14 protein-coding genes and 5 pseudogenes are annotated in these 19,773 nt (G+C 57.5%); 5 read left to right on the top strand and 14 right to left on the bottom strand.

Going from position 1 to position 19,773, the window contains the following annotated elements; all coding sequences use genetic code 11:
• Positions 1-48 precede the first annotated feature (48 nt).
• A pseudogene (locus tag N7E01_RS19465) lies at positions 49-2,518 on the bottom strand (bifunctional acetate--CoA ligase family protein/GNAT family N-acetyltransferase).
• Between the two features lie 102 nt (positions 2,519-2,620).
• Here N7E01_RS19465 and gltX point away from each other — a divergent pair.
• Positions 2,621-4,038, top strand: a pseudogene (gene gltX / locus N7E01_RS11420) (glutamate--tRNA ligase).
• Between the two features lie 54 nt (positions 4,039-4,092).
• On the opposite strand, the gene N7E01_RS11415 reads toward gltX, so the two are convergent.
• Positions 4,093-4,377 carry a hypothetical protein gene (locus N7E01_RS11415; RefSeq protein ID WP_289172963.1) on the bottom strand — a complete coding sequence of 95 codons (285 nt, stop codon included), beginning with the start codon at positions 4,375-4,377 and terminating at the stop codon, positions 4,093-4,095.
• A 551-nt stretch (positions 4,378-4,928) separates the two neighbouring features.
• Between N7E01_RS11415 and N7E01_RS11410 the strand changes: the two are divergent.
• From N7E01_RS11410 to N7E01_RS11400, 3 genes and pseudogenes are all read left to right on the top strand, one after another.
• Positions 4,929-7,846: pseudogene (locus tag N7E01_RS11410) on the top strand (ribonucleoside-diphosphate reductase subunit alpha).
• A gap of 35 nt (positions 7,847-7,881) precedes the next feature.
• Positions 7,882-9,034 (top strand): annotated as a pseudogene (locus tag N7E01_RS11405) (ribonucleotide-diphosphate reductase subunit beta).
• 92 nt (positions 9,035-9,126) lie between these two features.
• The gene (locus N7E01_RS11400; RefSeq protein ID WP_289172962.1) at positions 9,127-9,483 is read left to right on the top strand and encodes a hypothetical protein; all 357 of its coding nucleotides are present in this window, start codon (positions 9,127-9,129) and stop codon (positions 9,481-9,483) included.
• A 63-nt stretch (positions 9,484-9,546) separates the two neighbouring features.
• On the opposite strand, the gene N7E01_RS11395 is transcribed toward N7E01_RS11400, so the two are convergent.
• A complete protein-coding gene (locus N7E01_RS11395; protein ID WP_289172961.1) occupies positions 9,547-9,801 on the bottom strand; it encodes a hypothetical protein in 255 nt (84 codons plus the stop codon).
• A gap of 194 nt (positions 9,802-9,995) precedes the next feature.
• On the opposite strand from N7E01_RS11395, the gene N7E01_RS11390 reads away from it, so the two are divergent.
• Complete coding sequence (locus N7E01_RS11390) at positions 9,996-10,583, top strand: YggT family protein (protein WP_289175802.1); 588 nt, start codon at positions 9,996-9,998, stop codon at positions 10,581-10,583.
• A 130-nt stretch (positions 10,584-10,713) separates the two neighbouring features.
• Here N7E01_RS11390 and N7E01_RS11385 read toward each other — a convergent pair whose 3' ends face one another.
• From N7E01_RS11385 to aroQ, 11 genes and pseudogenes are all read right to left on the bottom strand, one after another.
• Positions 10,714-12,042 (bottom strand): TRAP transporter large permease, encoded by a 1,329-nt coding sequence (locus tag N7E01_RS11385; protein WP_289172960.1) that lies wholly within the window; start codon positions 12,040-12,042, stop codon positions 10,714-10,716.
• Positions 12,039-12,440 (bottom strand): TRAP transporter small permease, encoded by a 402-nt coding sequence (locus N7E01_RS11380; protein WP_289172959.1) that lies wholly within the window; start codon positions 12,438-12,440, stop codon positions 12,039-12,041. Before N7E01_RS11380 ends, N7E01_RS11385 begins: the two co-directional genes overlap by 4 nt.
• Before the next feature lie 91 nt (positions 12,441-12,531).
• The gene (locus N7E01_RS11375) at positions 12,532-13,119 is read right to left on the bottom strand and encodes a type 2 periplasmic-binding domain-containing protein (RefSeq protein WP_289172958.1); all 588 of its coding nucleotides are present in this window, start codon (positions 13,117-13,119) and stop codon (positions 12,532-12,534) included.
• The gene (locus N7E01_RS11370; protein WP_289172957.1) at positions 13,112-13,570 is read right to left on the bottom strand and encodes a type 2 periplasmic-binding domain-containing protein; all 459 of its coding nucleotides are present in this window, start codon (positions 13,568-13,570) and stop codon (positions 13,112-13,114) included. The genes N7E01_RS11375 and N7E01_RS11370 overlap by 8 nt, the downstream gene beginning before the upstream one ends.
• A gap of 464 nt (positions 13,571-14,034) precedes the next feature.
• Complete coding sequence (locus N7E01_RS11365; RefSeq protein ID WP_289172956.1) at positions 14,035-14,538, bottom strand: outer membrane lipoprotein; 504 nt, start codon at positions 14,536-14,538, stop codon at positions 14,035-14,037.
• A gap of 41 nt (positions 14,539-14,579) precedes the next feature.
• The gene (locus tag N7E01_RS11360; protein ID WP_289172955.1) at positions 14,580-15,527 is read right to left on the bottom strand and encodes a carbohydrate kinase family protein; all 948 of its coding nucleotides are present in this window, start codon (positions 15,525-15,527) and stop codon (positions 14,580-14,582) included.
• A gap of 1 nt (position 15,528) precedes the next feature.
• The gene (locus tag N7E01_RS11355; RefSeq protein ID WP_289172954.1) at positions 15,529-16,437 is read right to left on the bottom strand and encodes a zinc-ribbon and DUF3426 domain-containing protein; all 909 of its coding nucleotides are present in this window, start codon (positions 16,435-16,437) and stop codon (positions 15,529-15,531) included.
• A gap of 21 nt (positions 16,438-16,458) precedes the next feature.
• Positions 16,459-17,367, bottom strand: coding sequence for a 50S ribosomal protein L11 methyltransferase (gene prmA, locus N7E01_RS11350; RefSeq protein ID WP_289172953.1), 909 nt, complete (start codon positions 17,365-17,367; stop codon positions 16,459-16,461).
• A 30-nt stretch (positions 17,368-17,397) separates the two neighbouring features.
• A pseudogene (gene accC, locus N7E01_RS11345) lies at positions 17,398-18,743 on the bottom strand (acetyl-CoA carboxylase biotin carboxylase subunit).
• 3 nt (positions 18,744-18,746) lie between these two features.
• Entirely contained in the window at positions 18,747-19,193 is a 447-nt protein-coding gene (gene accB / locus N7E01_RS11340; protein ID WP_289172952.1) for an acetyl-CoA carboxylase biotin carboxyl carrier protein, read from the bottom strand.
• 84 nt (positions 19,194-19,277) lie between these two features.
• Positions 19,278-19,712: a type II 3-dehydroquinate dehydratase gene (aroQ, locus tag N7E01_RS11335; RefSeq protein WP_289172951.1), complete on the bottom strand. Its 435-nt coding sequence runs from the start codon at positions 19,710-19,712 to the stop codon at positions 19,278-19,280.
• Between the last annotated feature and the right edge of the window lie 61 nt (positions 19,713-19,773).

The raw sequence follows: 19,773 nt of genomic DNA, 5'->3' as shown, positions 1-19,773 counted from the left end.
CTTGGGGTAACCCGCGCCACCGGCTTTTTGTTCGGCTAACCACCCGATTCAGACCGCGTCAAGGGACTCGTCCAGAGCAAGCCAGACCCGCCTTACCGACGGATCTTCCTCATCCGGGTCATTCTGAAACCCGAGACTGGTCATCAGCCCCAGCATGGCACGGTTGTTCGCCAGTACGAACCCTTCGATATAGCCCAACCGCTGGGCACGAGCCGCCTCGACAAGGCCAAGCAACAGTTTCTTGCCCAAACCGTGCCGCTGCCACTTGTCGGAAATGACAAGCGCGTATTCAGCCCCCTGCCCGTCCGCATTACGCAAGTAGTGCGCAAAACCGACAATTTCTTCCTGGGGATGCCCGCGATGCGCCGGGTTGGGTACTTGCACTGTCGCCACCAGCGCCAGTTCGCGGTCGTAGTCGATGCGGGTGTAACGTGCCAGCATGCTGGGCGTCAGTTCACGCAGCATGGACACAAAGCGCATATAGCGCGACTCATCGGAAAGGTCACGGACAAACACTTGCAGCGGTTCGGCGTCTTCAGGGCGAATCGGCCGCATCATACCGGTTTGACCATCACGCAGTTCCAGCGGCTTGACCAGCTGGCGCGGATAGGGATGAATCGCCATATGGCCGTACGCCGACTGCTCGGGAAGGCCGACCAAATCGGACGATTTCAGCTCGACCAGGACAGACTGGGCAAACAGACGGACATCGCCGGCCCAGATGGGGTCAACCAGCAGGTGCTCCAGCTCGGGCAGTTCACACACCAGGTCTGAAATACGCTCAAGCACCTCTTGCAGGGTTTCGTAGGCCGCCGGGCTCAGCTGCTGCTTGAGCACCCGTCGCCACAACACACTTCGCTCTACCAGCTGACGCGCCAGATAGCCATTCAGAGGGGCAGCTCAATTGCGCGGTCACGCGCCGAAATCGCTCCGCGCATACCCGAGCCGAAATTGATATAGGGCCCGTAATTGTGATCAACACCCACACGGATGGCCATGGGCACATCGTCCACATGCTGCAAACCCGGATAGTCAGCCCCTTCAGCCAGCACTTCGAGCGGAATGTCAAAACAGGCGAACAATTCGGCACACTCTGAACGTGTCAGTTTCTGGCGCCCCTCGGACAAGGCACGGCGAACCAGCGCCCGCGCCTCGTCAACACGAGGTAACCGGCTGAGCGGCTCGGGTGGCAAGGTTTGCAACGACAGCATCTGGTTATAGTGGTACGCCGCCAGCACGCCAAACGCGCTGGTGGCCGATTCGGGCGTGCGAAAACACGGAATACCGGCCTCATCAAACATGCGCCGCAGCGGACGCATGCTGGCCTCACCCATCAGACAAGCCATCACAGGCTTGGGTGCCTTGGTCGCCATGGTAATGATCTGGCGCACGACTTCGGCCATATCCGCACGCGAGTCCGGGGCCAACAGCACCAGCAGACCGTCGACATTCGGATCATCCATCAGTACGCGCAACACCAGACGCAGGGTTTCGGGGCCAGGCCTGCACGCGTAACAACGGGATTCCTGACCTGTGCACGCGGCTCAAGGCTTCGTGCCAGCTCATTCGCACTGGCCTGCGTCAACTCGGCCGGTGCCACCGCCGACGCTTCGCCCATAGTATCGAGCGCCAGCTGGGGCGGCCCGCTGCCATTGGAAAACAAGGCAATCCGCCGCCCCTTGGGTCGTACCGGGCTGCGTAACACCCTGATGGCTGAAAACAGCTGCACGAAATACGGAACGCGAACGGCACCGGCCCGGCGCAACAGCGCATTGAAAACGGCGTCACTAAGGGAGTTGGGATTGCGCGCCCCTGACCTGCCCGCAACACCACCACGGGCTTCACCGACGCTGCCGCACGCAACGCGCTGGTCAATGCCCGCGATGAACTGACATTTTCAAGATACACGGCAATACTGTCAGTACGCGAGTCAGTGGCCAGATAATCGAGCACCTGGGCAATGGTCACGACGGACTCGTCCCCCATCGACACCACGGTTGAAAACCCGAGCGTTGCATCACGGGCCCAATCAAGTACGGCACTGAAAATAGCCTCGGATTGCGATACCCAGGCAACCTTGCCGGGCAAGGCCAGATGCGTTGAAAGGCTGGCATTAAGGCCGATATGGGTACGCTGTACCCCTAGCGAACGCGGGCCCAGCAGCATGCAATCGTGTTCGCGGGCATACAGCCGGCACAACTGCATGTCGTGGGCCGGGTCGACCGAAGGGTGGTCCGGTGCCAGGACAATCAGGGCCCGGGGCCGGTGCTTTTGCAAGGCCCACAGCGCCTGGTTAAGCATGCGCCCGGTCAGGGACACAACCGCCAGATCAAGGCGCCCCCTTGGGCACCCCTGCCAGCGTGGCGGGTAGCCTGATGGACTCACCCGGCTGGGTAACAACCACGGTGGCCCGGTCTTGCAGACGCAGCGGCAGGTTCTGCGCAGCGGCCAGACCTTTGGGCCCGATGACCAGCATCGAGACCGGGTCAAACAAAGCGGCTAAACGATGACGAAGCATGACGTTTGATCTGTACCTTAAAATACCAAAATTGCACTCTAACGTTCGGGCGCGATCAACCACAGACCACACCCGAACAGTCACGAACATATTACCTATCTTATGACCTCGTCTACCCCAGCGGTTGTCCGCACCCGCTTTGCCCCTTCCCCACTGGCTACCTGCACCTTGGCGGCGCACGTACCGCCCTGTTTTCGTGGGCTTTTGCCCGTCATCATAAAGGTGTTTTCGTCTTGCGTATCGAAGACACTGACCTCGAACGGTCAACACCCGAGGCGGTACAGGCCATTCTTGACGGCATGAACTGGCTGGGTATGCAACCCGACGAAGGCCCGTTCTACCAGATGCAGCGCATCGATCGCTACCGCGAAGTGATTGCAAAAATGCTGGGCGAAGGCTCGGCTTACTACTGCTACAGCAGCCCTGAAGAAGTTGAAGCCATGCGTGAAAAAGCCCGTGCGGCCGGTAAAAAACCTCGTTACGACGGCACCTGGCGCCCGGAACCGGGCAAAACCCTGCCGCCGGTGCCTGAAGGCCGCACACCGGTCGTGCGTTTCAAGACCCCGCTCGATGGCGTTACCCACTGGAACGATATCGTCAAAGGGTCGATCAGTTTTGACAACACCGAACTCGACGACCTGATCATCGCCCGCCCTGACGGCACCCCGACCTACAACTTCTGTGTGGTCGTTGACGACTGGGACATGAAAATCACCCATGTGTTGCGCGGCGATGACCACATCAACAATACCCCTCGCCAGATCAATATTCTGCGCGCCCTGGGTGGCGAGCTGCCCCAATACGGCCACTTGCCCATGATTCTTGGCCCTGACGGCGAAAAACTGTCCAAGCGCCACGGTGCCGTTAGTGTCATGCAATACGATGACGAAGGCTACCTGCCCGAGGCCATGATCAACTACCTGGCTCGCCTGGGCTGGAGCCACGGCAACGACGAACTCTTTTCACGTGAGCAGCTGGTGGAATGGTTCGACACCCGCAGTCTCAGCAAGTCGGCCTCGCAATGGGACCCGAAAAAACTGAACTGGGTCAACGCTCACTATATCCGGGCCATGGCCGATGCCGAACTGGCCCAGCGGGTAGCGCCACGCATTCGCGCCTTGGGCGGCAAACCCGAAACCGTTGACCTGGATGCGGTCATGGGGTTGCTGAAAGACCGTGCCGAAACCCTGAACCAGCTGGCCGAAGGCGCCATGCTGTTCTGCCGCGACTTTACCGGCATTGACAGCGCCTTGCGTTCTGAACACCTGACCCCGGAAGCGCTGGCTGTCCTGGCCGATTTCGCCAGCCAGGCCGCCACACTGCCGGCCTGGACAACCGAAGCGCTGGCCGACCTGATCAAAGCCACCCTTGAAAAGCACGGCATCAAAATGCCAAAGCTCGGTGTCCCTCTGCGGGTTGCCGTTGCCGGACAAAAGCAAACTCCAGCTATCGATGCCGTACTGAAAATCATGGGGCGGGACACCGTTCTGGCCCGCCTGGAAGCGGCACTCAAGGGTTAGGCAAGCAAGGCAACAACGACACGTGCGGGCCCTGCAGGCTGGACGACAGACAAGCTAAAACGGCAAGCGGTAGTTGTCTGGCATACGCCCGACGGTGAACGCCCCTTCGGGGCCGCGCAAGCGCAACTGGCGTCCGGTTTGCGACACGACCTGATAATGGTTTGTGTAAATCGGGTCGTCGGCCTCGACCGGGCTTCCGTTCGAGTTCAGCGTTTGCAATACCAGGACATCGCCCTCGACGCGCCAGCAGCCGTCTTCCGAGAGCAACTGGGGGGCTTGCCACGACGCTGCAATTGCTCTGAGTAAGCCATTTTCCCGTTCGGATGCAACTGCAACCACACCTTGAGCTCACCCGCCAGGCCGGGTGACTTGCGACTGCCCAGCCAGTTGCCAATCAAACCACTTTCGGAGCGGGCCGCCTGACACTGCGGTACCGGGTCGGGCAATGCCGCTTTTTCTCTGGAACCGGTGCACAGGCCGAAAGCCCGGCCACTGACACCACGACACCCCACCACTTCATCTGAACACTGAGCATGGACACCTGCATTATTGAATCAAATTGATGCGGCAAGATACCAAGGCCTCGCGAACTTGCCAATGGGGTGCAACATTTGTTCACCAAGACAGCTTTTCACAGACTATCAACGGCTTAGCCAATGCGGTTAAAAGCAAGACATGGACAAATGAGAATTTCAGACAAAGACGGCTTGATTCACCTTTCGCGAAACACTACAATTAGTGTTCTGAATTTATAAAACCACAATATATAGTGGTTACAAACAACAGCAATCAGGCCATATAAACCGCTGTTTCAAAGCCGGTTGCACCACCTTCCACCACAAAACACACGCTGCGGCGCGCCATGTCGTGCGCCACCAACAGGAGCTCTCATGCAGACCGCCCAAACCGAATCACGCACCGAACCCCAGCCCTCAGCGCCGGCCAAGTCAACCGGCACCGCAGGCAAATCGGGCCAACCCCGGCACAACTTCAGCACCATCCGTCGTAACGGGTCGGTTGTCGCCTTTGAACCCGGCAAAATCGCCATCGCCATGACCAAGGCCTTCCTGGCCGTCAATGGCGGACAGGGCGCAGCTTCGGCGCGTGTTCGCGAACTGGTCGAACAGCTCACCTCGCAAGTGGTCAACGCCCTGGTACGCAACCGTCCGGGCGGCGGCACCTTCCACATCGAAGACATCCAGGACCAGGTTGAACTGGCCCTGATGCGCTCCGGCGAACACGATGTCGCCCGTGCCTATGTGCTGTACCGTGAAAAACGTGCCCAGGAACGCGCTCGCGCCGAACCGGCCAACACCAAACCGGCGCAACCCGCGCTGAACGTCAACGACAATGGCACGTTGCGTCCACTCGACCTTGAACAGCTCAAGGCCACCATCGAAGCAGCCGGCGCAGGCTTGCCCATCCAGATCGACACTGCGGCCATCCTTAAAGAAACCATCAAGAACCTGTACGACGGCATCCCCGTCGACGAGGTCTACAAATCGGCTATCTTGTCAGCACGTGCAATGGTCGAAAACGACCCGGCCTACAGCCAGGTTACCGCACGCCTGCTGCTGCACACGATCCGCGAAGAGGTACTGGGCGAAGAGGTTTCGCAGGCCGACATGGAAACCCGCTATGCCGAATACCTGCCCCGTTTCATCAAAACCGGTATTGAAAACGGTCTGCTCGACAGCAAGCTGGGCCAGTTCGACCTGCCCAAGCTGGCTGCAGCCCTGAACGCCGGCCGCGACAACCAGTTCAGCTACCTGGGCCTGCAAACCCTGTATGACCGCTACTTCCTGCACGTACGCGGTCGCCGCATCGAACTGCCCCAAATCTTCTTCATGCGCGTCGCCATGGGCCTGGCCCTGAACGAAATCGACCGCGAAGCCCGCGCCATCGAGTTCTACGACATTCTGTCGTCGTTCGACTTCATGAGCTCGACCCCCACCCTGTTCAACTCGGGCACGCTGCACTCACAGCTGTCGTCGTGCTACCTCACCACCGTTTCTGATGATCTGGTCGGCATCTACGACGCCATCAAAGAAAACGCCTTGCTGGCCAAGTATGCCGGCGGTCTGGGTAACGACTGGACACCGGTTCGCGCCCTGCGCAGCCACATTAAAGGTACCAACGGCGAAAGCCAGGGTGTGGTTCCGTTCCTGAAAGTCGTCAATGACACGGCCGTTGCGGTCAACCAGGGCGGCAAGCGCAAAGGGGCCGTTTGTGCCTACCTGGAAACCTGGCACCTCGACATCGAAGAGTTCCTCGAGCTGCGCAAAAACACCGGCGACGAGCGCCGCCGTACCCACGACATGAACACGGCCAACTGGATCCCCGACCTGTTCATGAAACGCGTCATGGAAAACGGTGACTGGACGCTGTTCTCGCCGTCCGACGTACCCGACCTGCACGACAAATACGGCAAGGCCTTCGAAGAAGCCTACACCGGTTACGAAGCCAAAGCAGCGCGCGGTGAACTTCCCCTGCACAAAACCATTCCGGCCAACAACTTGTGGCGCAAAATGCTGTCCATGCTGTTTGAAACCGGCCACCCTGGCTCACCTTCAAAGATCCGTGCAACATTCGCTCACCGCAACAGCACGTGGGTGTGGTCCACAGCTCCAACCTGTGCACCGAAATCACACTGAACACCAACGAGTCTGAAATCGCCGTGTGCAACCTGGGGTCAGTCAACCTGGCGGCCCACATCAAGCAAAACGCCAATGGCTCTTGCGAGCTTGACCACGAGAAACTGCAGCGTACCATCCAGGTCGCCATGCGCATGCTCGACAACGTCATTGACATCAACTACTACGCTGTACCCAAGGCACGTAATTCAAACGTGCGCCACCGCCCCGTGGGCATGGGCATCATGGGCTTCCAGGACGCCTTGCACATCATGCGTGTGCCGTTCGCCTCGAACGATGCGGTTGAATTCTCCGACCGCTCAATGGAAGCCGTGTGCTACTACGCCTACCTGGCCTCCAGCAAGCTGGCTGCCGAACGCGGCCCTTACGCCAGCTTCCGTGGCTCGCTCTGGGATCGCGGCATCTTGCCGCAAGACACCCTGAAAATGCTGCGCGATGAACGCGGCGGCTATGTTGAAATCGACGAAAGCAGTACCCTCGACTGGGACGCCCTGCGCGCGCACATCAAACAGTACGGCATGCGCAACTCGAACTGCGTTGCAGTTGCCCCGACGGCCACCATTTCAAACATCATCGGCGTTTCACCGTGCATTGAACCGACCTACCGCAACCTGTATGTCAAGTCGAACCTGTCCGGCGAATTCACCGTCGTCAACGACTACCTGGTCCGCGACCTGAAAGAGCGCGGCCTGTGGGACGAAGTCATGGTGGCCGACCTGAAATACTTTGATGGCAGCCTGGCCCGCATCGACCGCATTCCTGAAGACCTGCGCGAACTGTATGCCACCGCCTTTGAAGTTGACACCAGCTGGGTGGTTGAATGTGCGGCACGTCGCCAGAAATGGATCGACCAGGCGCAATCACTGAACATTTTCATGGCGGGCGTCTCCGGCAAGAAACTCGACTCCACCTATAAACTGGCCTGGATTCGCGGCCTGAAAACCACGTACTACCTGCGCTCCAGCGGGGCCACCAACGCCGAAAAATCAACCGGTCGCGGCGGCGAGCTGAATGCGGTGCACAGCAGCGGTGCCAATAATGCAGGCAGCAGCTTTGGTACAGCCCCCGAGCTTCCCGAAGCCGAAGTCATGGGTGCGGTCTGCACCATGCGCCCCGGCGATGAAGGCTTCGAAGAATGCGAAGCCTGCCAGTAACACTGAACAGAACACATCAATAAGGTTTATTTATCATGCTCTCCTGGGACGACGATCTTCCTGCAACCGCTCCCGCCCCGGCCGGGGCTGCGACGCGCCCGACGGCACCTGCCGCCACAAACACCGCCCTGAACATGTCCGCAGCCCCTGCAGCGGGCTCGGCCAACCCGGAAGGCCGCGTCAGCGCGGCCGACAAGCGCATCATCAATGGCCAGACCGACGTCAACCAGTTGGTGCCGTTCAAGTACAAATGGGCCTGGGAAAAATACCTGGCCACGTGTGCCAACCACTGGATGCCGCAAGAAATCAACATGTCGCGCGATATTGCCCTCTGGAAAAACCCCACGGGCCTTACTGAAGACGAGCGTCGTATCGTCAAACGCAACCTGGGGTTCTTTGTGACTGCAGACTCGCTGGCGGCCAACAATATTGTGCTGGGCACGTACCGCCACATCACGGCCCCGAGTGCCGCCAGTTCCTGTTGCGCCAGGCTTTCGAAGAAGCCATTCATACCCACGCGTACCAGTACATTGTTGAAAGCCTCGACCTCGACGAATCGGAAATCTTCAACGCGTATCACGAAGTACCATCGATCCGCGCCAAAGACGAATTCCTGATCCCGTTCATCGACGCCATCGCCGACCCCAATTTCAAAACAGGCACACCGGAAGCCGACCAGACCCTGCTCAAGTCGCTGATCGTGTTTGCCTGCCTGATGGAAGGCCTGTTCTTCTACGTCGGGTTCACACAGATTCTGGCGCTGGGTCGCCAGAACAAAATGACCGGTGCGGCCGAACAATACATGTACATCCTGCGCGATGAGTCCATGCACTGCAACTTCGGTATCGACCTGATCAACACCATCAAACTCGAAAACCCCCACCTCTGGACGCCCGGGTTCCGCGAGGAAATCCGCGATCTCTTCCGCAAGGCGGTTGACCTTGAATACGCGTACGCTGAAGACACCATGCCACGCGGTGTTCTGGGCCTCAACGCCGGCATGTTCAAATCCTATTTGCGCTTCATCGCCAACCGGCGCTGTCAGCAAATCGGCATCGAGCCGCTGTTCCCTCAAGAAGAGAACCCCTTCCCTGGATGGCCGAAATGATCGACCTCAAAAAAGAGCGCAACTTTTTTGAGACACGCGTCATCGAATATCAAACCGGCGGCGCATTAAGCTGGGAATAGTGCTAGGAAACTGTTACAGCTTCAGTTAGACTCTTAGCGTGCCAGGTGTTGCGCACTTCGCACGCTTGTGCCATTTGCAATGGCTCGCGCCAATGGGGCTGGGGCCATATCAAATGGATGGACGTTATGTACGATTCATTCTCAAGGAGCATCCGTATGGCCACACCAAAAAAGGCCGCTGCCACCGAAAAAGCGGCCGCAACAAAAGCAGTACCGGCCAAAAAAGCCGCAGTAAAAAAACAGCCACGACAGCCCAGGCAACCCCGGCCACTAAGGAAGCACCCGCCAAAAAAACAGTAGCCAAAAAAGCAGCGCCTGCTACCAAGGCCACCACAACCAAAGCAGCTGCCCCTGCCAAGAAAGTCACGACCAAAACGGCTGCACCTGCCAAGCAAGCTGCTGCCGTAAAAAAGCCGCTCCCGCAAAAAAGGCAACGACAACCCAGGTAGCGGCAACAAAACCTGCCTCAACGACTCCCGCCAAAGCGGCCAGCAAGGCAGCAACCAAAGCCACTACGACCGCTGCCGCGAAAAAACAGCCGCCACCAAAGCAGCACCCGTCAAGTCGGCGGCCGTGAAAGCAGCCCCGGTTGCCGAAACACCTAAAGCAGACAAGGCCGAAAAGAAGGCAGACAAAAAAACTGCCGATAAAAAGGCCGACAAAAAAGAAAAAAGGAAAAAAAAACAAAGGCCGAAAAAAGTGAAGCCAAAGCCAGCAAAGCGGCCCAGGCCACTGAAGCCAAAAAACATTAAACCCCGCAGGTTCATGGCCTTTCCCTACCGGCGACCGTCCGTAACGCGGGTACCGTTGGCCTGATCCTGCCGTTGCCGGCCATACGCTCCAGCATATTCGTCCCGATGCCCTTGCTGCCCGGCCCTTGCCGGGCAGTTTCATTGCTGCTGCCAGCACAACGCAGTCATGCGACAATGTTTCGTCGTTAACTTACAGGCCGTTCATGACCATGTTTGGCAATATCCTGCACTTCCTCATCAATATCGTATTTTCACTGTTTGGCATCGCGCTTATTGTTCGCGCGTGGATGTATGCCATTCGTCTTCACCCATTCAACCCCTACGCACAGGCGGTCTTCCGGGTCACCAACTGGCTGGTGCAACCCATCCGCAAGGTAATTCCCGGCAGCAAGTTCCTCGACTGGCCCTGCCTGGTTGCCGCCTGGCTGACCGCGCTGGTCTTGTGGCTATTGCTGTTGTTCATTCTGACACCCGGCCTGCCAGTCGCCGGCGGGTTTGCAGGGGCCGCGCTGGCCAGCATCCCGACGGTGTTGAAATGGGCCGTCAATCTGGTGTTGTGGCTGACACTGATTCAGGTCATTTTGTCGTGGGTCAACCCGATGGCCCCCATCATGCCCGTACTTCAAACCCTGACCGCGCCACTGCTCGACCCGATCCGTCGCATCTTGCCCACGCCTGGCGGCCTTGATTTCGCGCCGCTGGTACTCCTTATCATCGCCCAGGTGCTCATCATGCTGCTGGAAGGGTTTTCGTACCAGTTTGCTTACCAGATGCCGTTGCACATGTCGGCGGGTTAAACAAAGCCGGCGCAAAACAGGCATCAGCCTCGGCAGGCGCACGTTGGCGTGCGCCTGCAAAACAAAAGGCCCACAAGGGGCCTTTTGTTTTGACAGGAAGGGCAACTACCGCCCCCTGAGGCGATCACGATCAGGTCGGGAACATACGGATCAGCCCGAGACTGAGCAATGGTATGCCAACCAACAGCGCCAGGCGCACCACATCGGACACCAGGAACGGAATCACCCCGCGGAAGATCGTGGCCAGCGGCACATCGCGTGCAATACCATTGATGATGTAGACATTCATACCCACCGGCGGCGTTATCAAGCCCATTTCCATCACCACCAACGCAATCACACCGAACCAGATTGCCTTTTCGTCAGGGGCCAAACCGAAATAGTCAAAACCCATGATGACGGGCAGGAAAATCGGCACCGTGATCAAGATCATGGACAAGCTGTCCATGACGCAACCCAGAACAATGTAAATAATCAGGATAGCCACCAACACACCGAACGGCCCCAGGCCCAGCGACTGTACCCAGTCGGTGGTAAAGGTCGAAATCTGGCTGACTGCCAACAGGCTGTTCAGCATGTCGGCACCCACCAGAATCACGAACATCATGCCCGTACCCTTGGCCGTGCCTACAATACACTCACGCAGCCCGCCATTGTTCAGACCGCCATTTTGCCAGGCGACAAGACCCGTCAGAAGAACACCAACAGCAGCCGCTTCAGTGGGCGTAAAAATACCGCCATAAATACCACCGATAACAGCCGCAAAAATCAGCATGACCGGCCAGGTTGCAACCAGGGTATTGAAACGTTCAACCCAGGTATGGCGTGGCGAACCGGGGCCAGCAGAGTCAGGGTTACGGCGAACAATGATGCCAACGGTAATGATGTAGCCCAGGGCAGCCAGAACACCGGGCAACAATGCCGCCATGAACATTTTGGCAATGTTCTGCTCGGCGATGATGGCGTAAATAACCAAAGGCACCGAAGGTGGAATCAGGATACCCAGCGTACCACCTGCGGCAATCGACCCTGCCGCCAGCGCGGGAGAGTACTGATGACGACGCAACTCGGGCAACACGACCTGGGTCATGGTCGCGGCAGTGGCCAACGACGAACCGCAAATGGCACCGAACGATGCGCAAGAAGCCACACCCGCCATGGCCATACCACCACGCCAGTGACCCACAAAGGAATTGGCCGCCTTGAACAAGGCGCGCGACAACCCGCCATGAGTAGCAAACTGCCCCATGAGCAAGAACAGCGGCACGACGGACAAGTCGTACATGGAGAAACGGGCGTAGGTCGAGTGCTTCATGACCGCCAGAAGCGGATCTGCACCTGTAATGAAAAAATAGCCGACGGCGCCGGCCAGAAACATGGAAATACCGATGTGCACCCGCAGAGCCAGCAGGAGCATCATGAAGGCCAACATCAGAAGGCCGATTTGTACGCTAGTCATGAATCACGCTTTGTACATTCGAGATGAAAATTGAAGAGCGCTGCAATACCGAGCAACGTGAAAGAGAATGGCAAAGCGAGGTATGTCCACCAGATGGGGATCGAGAGCACCATGGTGCTCTCGGCATACTCGCGCATTTCGCCCATACCGACCGTGGTACGCCAGGCCAGCACAAACGCTACTGCTGCCAGCAACAGGCAGGCAATCGCGTCAAGAACACGTGTTAGCGAGCGCGGAGCCCACAAGGTGAAAAAGTCTACAAACACATTACCGCGCTTGAGCTCGCAATAGGGCAGGCACAGCGCAACGGCAATGGCAGTCAGCATTTGCACCAGCTCGTAGTCGCCGGGCAAGCCCTTTTGCAAAAACGTTCGCCCGAAAATACTGGTTACGGACAACAGGGCTTCCACCACAAAAGGAGGAAGCCCAGCCCCGCCAGACCGGCACAAAAACGTTCAACGTAGTGACGAACTTGCGAGATGGAGGAGGTCATTTTGCGTCTGTGTATTTCTTGACCAAAGCAACGGCCTCGTCATAGAGTGCCTGGCCATCTTTGCCTTTCTTGGAAACGTCAGCGATCCACTCTTTGGCGATGTTATCTGAGGCCACCTTGAGCTTGGCCACTTCGGATTGCGGCAACTGGGAAATCTTGTTGCTGCGACCTTCTGTTGCCTTGAGACCGGCCGCATCACCCTCGGCGAAGACACCGGCTACCCATGCCGAATGCTCACGACCACTGTTGTCATCGATGACTTTCTTGAGCTCGGGCGACAGGCTGTCGTACTTTTTCTTGTTCATGGCGAAGATCATGGTCGATGTCGCCATACCACGGCCTTGCTCATCGAGGACCTCGATGTGATTGGTGGCCAACTCATTGAGCTTGACCGAAGGAACAACTTCCCACGGCACAATCATGCCATCAACGACGCCTTTGGACATGCCTTCAACGGCTTGCGGCAACGGCATGCCCATGGCAGATGTACCAATGTCGGTAAGGAACTTGTTGCTCAGGCGCGAGGCCGCACGAACCTTGAGCCCTTTCAGATCTTCAGCCGTGGCAACGTCTTTATTACGCAAATGGAAATGATTGGGACCGTTTGTCCAGACGGCAATCGTCTTGAGGCCGGCAAACTCTTCCTGTGCATTTTTTCTGTGAAGTCCCACAACGCGCGTGCCGTGCTGGCATGATCGGTTGCGAAGAACGGGGCCTCGAAAATCTCGGAGACCGGGAAACGACCAGGGTATAACCCGGCAACGTCCAGACAACGTCAGCGATACCGTCGCGGGCGTGGGTCAGGAGCTGTGCCGGCGAACCACCCAGCTGCATGGCGGGATAGATCTGGCATTCGATCTGACCATTGGATTCTTTATTGATTTTCTCGCACCAGGGTTCCATCATTTTGGTTTGAGCAATGGCAACCGCAGGTAAAAAGTGTGCGACTTTCAGCACGACTTTTTCAGCACTGGCCTGCGCGGTGAAGCCGGCCGCCAAAAGAACGCCAGCAAGGGTTCGATGAATGAGTTTCATAGTGTCTCCGTGAAATCAAGTTGTGAAACGCATGTCGGAGCCAGCCATTCGAGAACGACCAACCTTGGTGCGACAAAACGCCTTTTATCTGCCGATAAAAAATCGGCACGTACGACACCGGAAAAACACCGGCATCGACGCATCCGGAAAATAGTCAGCCAGACTGACTTTTACCGTCATATAAGATAACATGATTAGCAAAAAATTCAGAGGCTTATCTGAATGAAATCCGCCATGCCGCTTCAAAAGCGGCGCTCATTATAAACCCTAATTTACAAGGCTTTTATCTGATGGCAAGCGGCAGTTACACAATAGACAGTACACTGAACGCGACCCAGCCCGGTGCGCCCGACCAGTCATCTGAAACCAACGCGCAATAAAAAAACCGCCGGCAACGGGCGGTTTTTTTATTGCGAATGACGACAGCTTGAAACAGGGCCAGCCCGTCGTTCTTGGGCAACCGTTTACATCGGCACAACACGCGCCGGGCCCTGCCCGCTGACGATACGAACGCGCTGACCCGGAGAAATCGCCACATCGGCGGCCTGGGCAATGACACGGGTTTCACCGTTATCGAGTTGAACCGTAATTTCAAGCCCTTGGGTTTTACCGACCTGATTTTCAATCGTGTTACCCAGCAACCCGCCCAGAATCGCGCCACCTACCGTCGCAATCGCACGCCCGGACCCGCCGCCGACTGCGTTGCCAGCCACGCCACCCAACGCCCCGCCCGCGATCATGCCCGCACCGGAAGAACGATCATTCTGGATGGTTACCGGACGCACGGCCACCACAGTGCCCAGACGAACAATCTGTTCTTGCTGGGCCTGACCATAGGTATAAACAGAACTGGATGCAGACGGATTGGCACAGCCTGCGATAACCGCCAGACTGCCTGCAACCACAACCAACGCCGCCCAACGTCCACGGCGTGGTTCAGCATTGGCGGCAACACGTGTTGAATCCATGAAAAGCTCCTGTTTGCCGCCCGGGAAACGAGCGGCACGAATTAATGGGAGGCGGGCAAATCAAGCCCGTAATGCTGCTTGAGCATGACTGAAATGTCATGACGGGACGGTTGGTGGTTTTGCGGACCACGCGAACCGATTTTAATAGCCCCCATGACGTTCGCCAAACTGCACGCGTCACGCAAGGCCCAGCCTTCGGACAATCCGAACAACAACCCGGCACGATGTGCATCGCCGCAGCCGGTCGGATCAACGACGTCATCGACTTTGACCGGATCAATGTGGGTCGGGTTCCCGTTCTCGAATAACGTCGCGCCTTCGGCACCACGGGTGACCACAATGGCCTGCAAACCACGCGACAGCTCTTCCATGCTGGAACCGGTGCGCTGCTCAATGATGCTGGCCTCGTAATCGTTGGCCGTCAGTACAGTGGCCATACCAATCATTTGTTTCAGATCATCACCCGAAAAAAGCGGCATGGCCTGGCCCAGATCAAAGACAAACGGGATCCCGCCGTCTTTCATGCGCTGGGCATGCGCGAACATGCCCTCTTTGGAATCGGGCGACACAATGCCCCACACCGCCTCAACATCGGAAAAATCGTTCTCGGCAGAGCGCACCATGGCACCCGGGTGAAACGAGGCGATCTGATTGTTGTCGAGATCAGTGGTAATGAAACACTGAGGAGTAAACATATCGGGAATGACACGTACCTTGCTGACATCAATGCCCAGCGCACCCAGGTACTGCAGATAATCTGTTGCGTCTACCCCTACCGTACCCACGGGCACCGGATTACCGCCGAGCAAGCGCAGGTTGTATGCGATATTACCCGCACAGCCGCCATACTCTTTACGCATCGATGGCACAAAAAACGAAACACTCAGCGACTGAATGCTTTCGGCCAGAATATGCTCTTTGAAGTGGCCTTCAAAGACTGCAATCGTGTCGAACGCAACCGAACCGCACACCACTATTTTTTTTGCCATCTCAATCCTTTGGAGGAAAAAATTTTTTGATCTGAAAACCATTCACCTGCAAGCCCTCGGTAGACACACGTTGCAACACGCGTATTTCCTGCGCGGCACCGAAAGGTCCTTGCAACTGCGAAGCGTCAAGATAATCAGCGGGCTGAAATACCCGTCGGGCCACAACCGCACCAGACAAATCAGAAAGCTCAAGCACCAGCGCGGGCCACTGCTGCGGTTTGTCCCAGGTATTTCGCATCACGACGTTAAGCTCCATAAGAGCAGCACCGCCCTGCACAACCTGCAACGAAGAACTCATGATTGAAATGCGATCGATACGCTGCGGGTACTCCACCGTGCAATCCAGCGAATCACAGGCCTTTTCCAGCAAAGGCCGCAGTTGGGGCGCCTCTGTGGCAATCTGTGCCCGAAACGCATACATCAGCAAACTGGCCACAACCACCAGAATCAGCAGGACAGCCAGCCAGCGCACACTACCCGGACCACCCTCCGTTGCGCGTTGGCGAGACGAGAGCGCGCTGACACCGGCACGGGGGCCTGCCCGATAGCGACGGGGTTCTACAAAAACCGCCGGGGCGTCAGCCGGTTGCGTTGCCGTACCGGAGGGCGAAGATTGCGGATCCGCTTCTGGCGGCACGAAATGAGGACCCTGCCCGGCGTACGGCTCTGGTAATTCCGGAATACGCACAGAGGGCTCGTGCAGAGAGGCCGCAGCGGAAGGTGCCGCGTCAGCCCTGACAACGGTCGGCGATGACATCAAGCCGCTGTCATTGTCATCAACAACAGCATCAAAACCATCAAAAATAGTGGCGCACTGCACGCAGCGGATGTAGCCCTTGCGGCGCTTCATCTGCTCGACACTTGCAGAAAATACCGTGCCACACTCGGGGCAACGCGTCATCAACTCCATGAGTGAACCACCTTACCAACATCAGGCACTACGCTGCCCATGCAAACACACCCAGCCATCACGCGCTTTCCAGACAGACATCGCCAGCCAGGGCGCGTAGGCCTGGGCCACCTCGTCGGCCTGTCGCTCAAGAACACCCGACAACACCAGATGACCACCCGGCGCCACACGATTGGCCAGCATCGGTGCCAGTACTTTCAGGGGATTGGAAAGGATGTTGGCCACCACAACCTCAAAACGCCCCTCGGGCAAGGCGTCCGGCAAGCCCGCCTGCAGATCAACCCCGTTGACCTGGGCGTTATAACGCGTGGCGCTGACCGCCTGAGGGTCGATATCGACCGCCCACGCGGCGCCACATCCCAGTTTGCGCGCAGCAATTGCCAGAATTCCGGAACCGCAACCGTAGTCAAGCAGCGAGGGCTGCCCCTGCATCCCGGAGGCCAGCCATTCAAGACATAAATGGGTGGTTGGATGACTGCCCGTACCAAAGGCCAACCCGGGGTCAAGCTCCAGCGTGATAATGTCGTCGCGGTCGGGAACGACGGGATCATCACGATGCCAGCTGGGTACAATCCAGACACGCTCACCGACCTCGATGGGCCCAAACTGCGACTGGGTCAACCGCACCCAGTCGGCATCCGGCACCTCGCGAGTGGACCAGTCATCCAGACCGGCCGAAATTCCCAGCCGGGCCTTGACCTTTTCGAGAACCTGCTGCGGATCAACGCCATCGGGCAATAACGCCACCACCCGATTGTGCTGCCAGGCATGCACTTCAGGCTCGAGGCCTGGTTCACCGAACAACGGCTGCTCGACATCAGTATCGCGATCGGCATCCTCAACAGACACGGACAGCATGCCGACCTCAAGCAAGGCATCCGATAACGCCTCGGCAATGGCCTCGGGACAATTCAACACCAGTTCACGCATGAGTTTTCCGGAAATAAGACAAGGGCCGGATCAAGGCCGCTGCGAGAGCTTGTGCTCGAGATAGTGAATACTGGTACCGCCTTCGACAAAACGGGCATCTTGCATCAGTTCACGATGCAGCGGGATATTGGTTTGAATCCCCTCGACCACCATTTCGGACAGGGCGATATGCATGCGGGCGATGGCCTGCTCGCGCGTGTCACCGTACGTGATCAACTTGCCGATCATGGAGTCATAATTCGGCGGAATGCTGTAGCCACTGAAAACGTGGGAATCAAGACGCACCCCCATACCGCCCGGCGCATGCCAGGCTGTAATCTTGCCTGGGCTGGGCGTGAACTTGAAGGGGTCTTCAGCATTGATCCGGCATTCAATGGCATGGCCACGAAACTGGATATCGCGTTGACGCAACGTGAATTTTTCGCCCGCTGCAATGCGGATTTGCTGAGCCACCAGATCGATACCGGTAATCATTTCGGTAACGGTATGCTCAACCTGGATACGGGTATTCATCTCGATGAAAAAGAACTCACCGTCTTCATACAGGAACTCGAACGTACCCGCGCCGCGGTAACCCATTTTGCGGCAGGCGTCGGCACAGCGCTCGCCAATGCGTTCGATGAGCTTGCGCGGAATGTGCGGCGCCGGCGCTTCTTCGATGACTTTCTGGTGGCGACGCTGCATGGAACAATCGCGCTCGCCCAGCCAGACCGCATTGCGACCGCCATCGGCAAGCACCTGGATTTCCACGTGCCGCGGATTTTCCAGGAATTTTTCCATATAGACTTCAGGATTGTTGAACGCTGCGCCCGCTTCGGTACGGGTCATGGCCACCGCATTCAACAGCGCGGCTTCGGTATAGACCACACGCATGCCACGACCGCCCCCACCCCGGCCGCCTTGATGATGACCGGATAACCGACATCACGCGCCATACGCAGGATTTCCTGGGGATCATCGGGCAAAGCACCTTCGGAACCCGGCACGACCGGAACACCGGCTTCAATCATGGCCTTCTTGGCCGACACCTTGTCGCCCATGGTGCGAATGGTTTCCGGGCGCGGACCGATAAAGACAAAACCACTCTTTTCGACGCGTTCGGCAAAGTCGGCGTTTTCAGACATGAAGCCATAGCCAGGGTGAATGGCTTCAGCATCGGTGACTTCAGCGGCCGCGATAATCGCCGGCATGTTCAAGTAACTGTCTTTGGCCGCAGCAGGACCAATACACACCGACTCGTCAGCCAGTTTCACGTACTTGGCATTGCGGTCGACCTCGGAGTGAACGACGACGGTCTTTACACCAAGCTCGCGGCAGGCCCGCTGAATGCGCAAGGCGATTTCACCACGATTGGCAATGAGGATTTTTTCAAACATGGGTTAGCCAATTACAAAAAGCGGTTGACCATATTCGACCGGCTCGCCGTTTTCCACGAGAATTTCTTTAATGACACCGGACTTGTCGGCCTCGATTTCGTTGAGCAGCTTCATGGCCTCGATGATGCACAGAGGCTCACCCTCTTTGACCGACTGTCCCACCTCGACAAAAGGCGATGCACCTGGATTAGGTGCGCGGTAGAACGTACCCACCATGGGAGCCTTGACGATATGACCCTGTGGCACTTTGGGTGCAGCGTCAGCGGGAGCCTGGGCAGGCGCCGGTGCGACCGCCTGTACCGGTGCGGCCTCGGGCACATACGCCACGGGCTGTACGGCCTGAGAGAACTTAACGATTCTGACTTTGCCCTCACCTTCGGTGATTTCAAGCTCGGCGATACCCGAATCGGCAACCAGGTCGATCAGGGTTTTCAATTTTCTGAGGTCCATACAAACTTCCCGTAACGCGGCACCGGCCGCAAAGGGCCGTGCTCGAGTGATGATTGATAAAAACTAACAGCGAGTGTAGTGCGTCTAGTGGGCCAGGGCGTAACGAACCGCCGCCTCGTACCCGTAAGCCCCCAACCCGACGATGACACCGACGGCCTGATCCGACAAATAAGAATGATGGCGAAACGGCTCGCGCTTGTGCACGTTGGAGAGGTGTACTTCTATGAATGGCAGGGCCACACCGGCCAGTGCATCACGAATGGCAACACTGGTGTGGGTGTAAGCCCCTGCATTGATAATGATAAATTCGGTTTCGTCGTGTCGCGTGGCCTGAATGCGATCGACAAGCTCACCTTCGTGGTTGCTTTGGAAAACGGCCAGCCCGGCACCTGCGGTTTCACAGACGTGTGAAAGATGCGCGTTGATATCCGCCAGGGTTTGATGCCCGTAAATACCGGGCTCACGTGTTCCCAGCAGGTTCAGGTTTGGGCCATGGAGCACCAGAATATGTTGTGCCATTTACGCTTTTCTGTGACAGACAGACCGTTTTTTTACGCTAAAAACAGCTATTTGTCTATTA

The organism is Neopusillimonas aromaticivorans (genome assembly GCF_030344915.1).
GTDB classification, from domain to species: domain Bacteria; phylum Pseudomonadota; class Gammaproteobacteria; order Burkholderiales; family Burkholderiaceae_B; genus Neopusillimonas; species Neopusillimonas aromaticivorans.
This window is presented reverse-complemented; position numbering and strand designations above follow the sequence as displayed.

Excerpts from the sequence above, each read along its gene's own strand:
- N7E01_RS11365 (WP_289172956.1), bottom strand. The coding sequence starts at position 14,538 with ATGGATTCAACACGTGTTGCCGCCAATGCTGAACCACGCCGTGGACGT.
- N7E01_RS11385 (WP_289172960.1), bottom strand. The coding sequence starts at position 12,042 with ATGACTAGCGTACAAATCGGCCTTCTGATGTTGGCCTTCATGATGCTC.
- N7E01_RS11360 (WP_289172955.1), bottom strand. The coding sequence starts at position 15,527 with ATGGCAAAAAAAATAGTGGTGTGCGGTTCGGTTGCGTTCGACACGATT.
- N7E01_RS11400 (WP_289172962.1), top strand. The coding sequence starts at position 9,127 with ATGGGGCTGGGGCCATATCAAATGGATGGACGTTATGTACGATTCATT.
- N7E01_RS11370 (WP_289172957.1), bottom strand. The coding sequence starts at position 13,570 with ATGAAACTCATTCATCGAACCCTTGCTGGCGTTCTTTTGGCGGCCGGC.
- accB (WP_289172952.1), bottom strand. The coding sequence starts at position 19,193 with ATGGACCTCAGAAAATTGAAAACCCTGATCGACCTGGTTGCCGATTCG.
- N7E01_RS11395 (WP_289172961.1), bottom strand. The coding sequence starts at position 9,801 with ATGAACCTGCGGGGTTTAATGTTTTTTGGCTTCAGTGGCCTGGGCCGC.
- prmA (WP_289172953.1), bottom strand. The coding sequence starts at position 17,367 with ATGCGTGAACTGGTGTTGAATTGTCCCGAGGCCATTGCCGAGGCGTTA.
- N7E01_RS11390 (WP_289175802.1), top strand. The coding sequence starts at position 9,996 with ATGTTTGGCAATATCCTGCACTTCCTCATCAATATCGTATTTTCACTG.
- N7E01_RS11355 (WP_289172954.1), bottom strand. The coding sequence starts at position 16,437 with ATGGAGTTGATGACGCGTTGCCCCGAGTGTGGCACGGTATTTTCTGCA.
- aroQ (WP_289172951.1), bottom strand. The coding sequence starts at position 19,712 with ATGGCACAACATATTCTGGTGCTCCATGGCCCAAACCTGAACCTGCTG.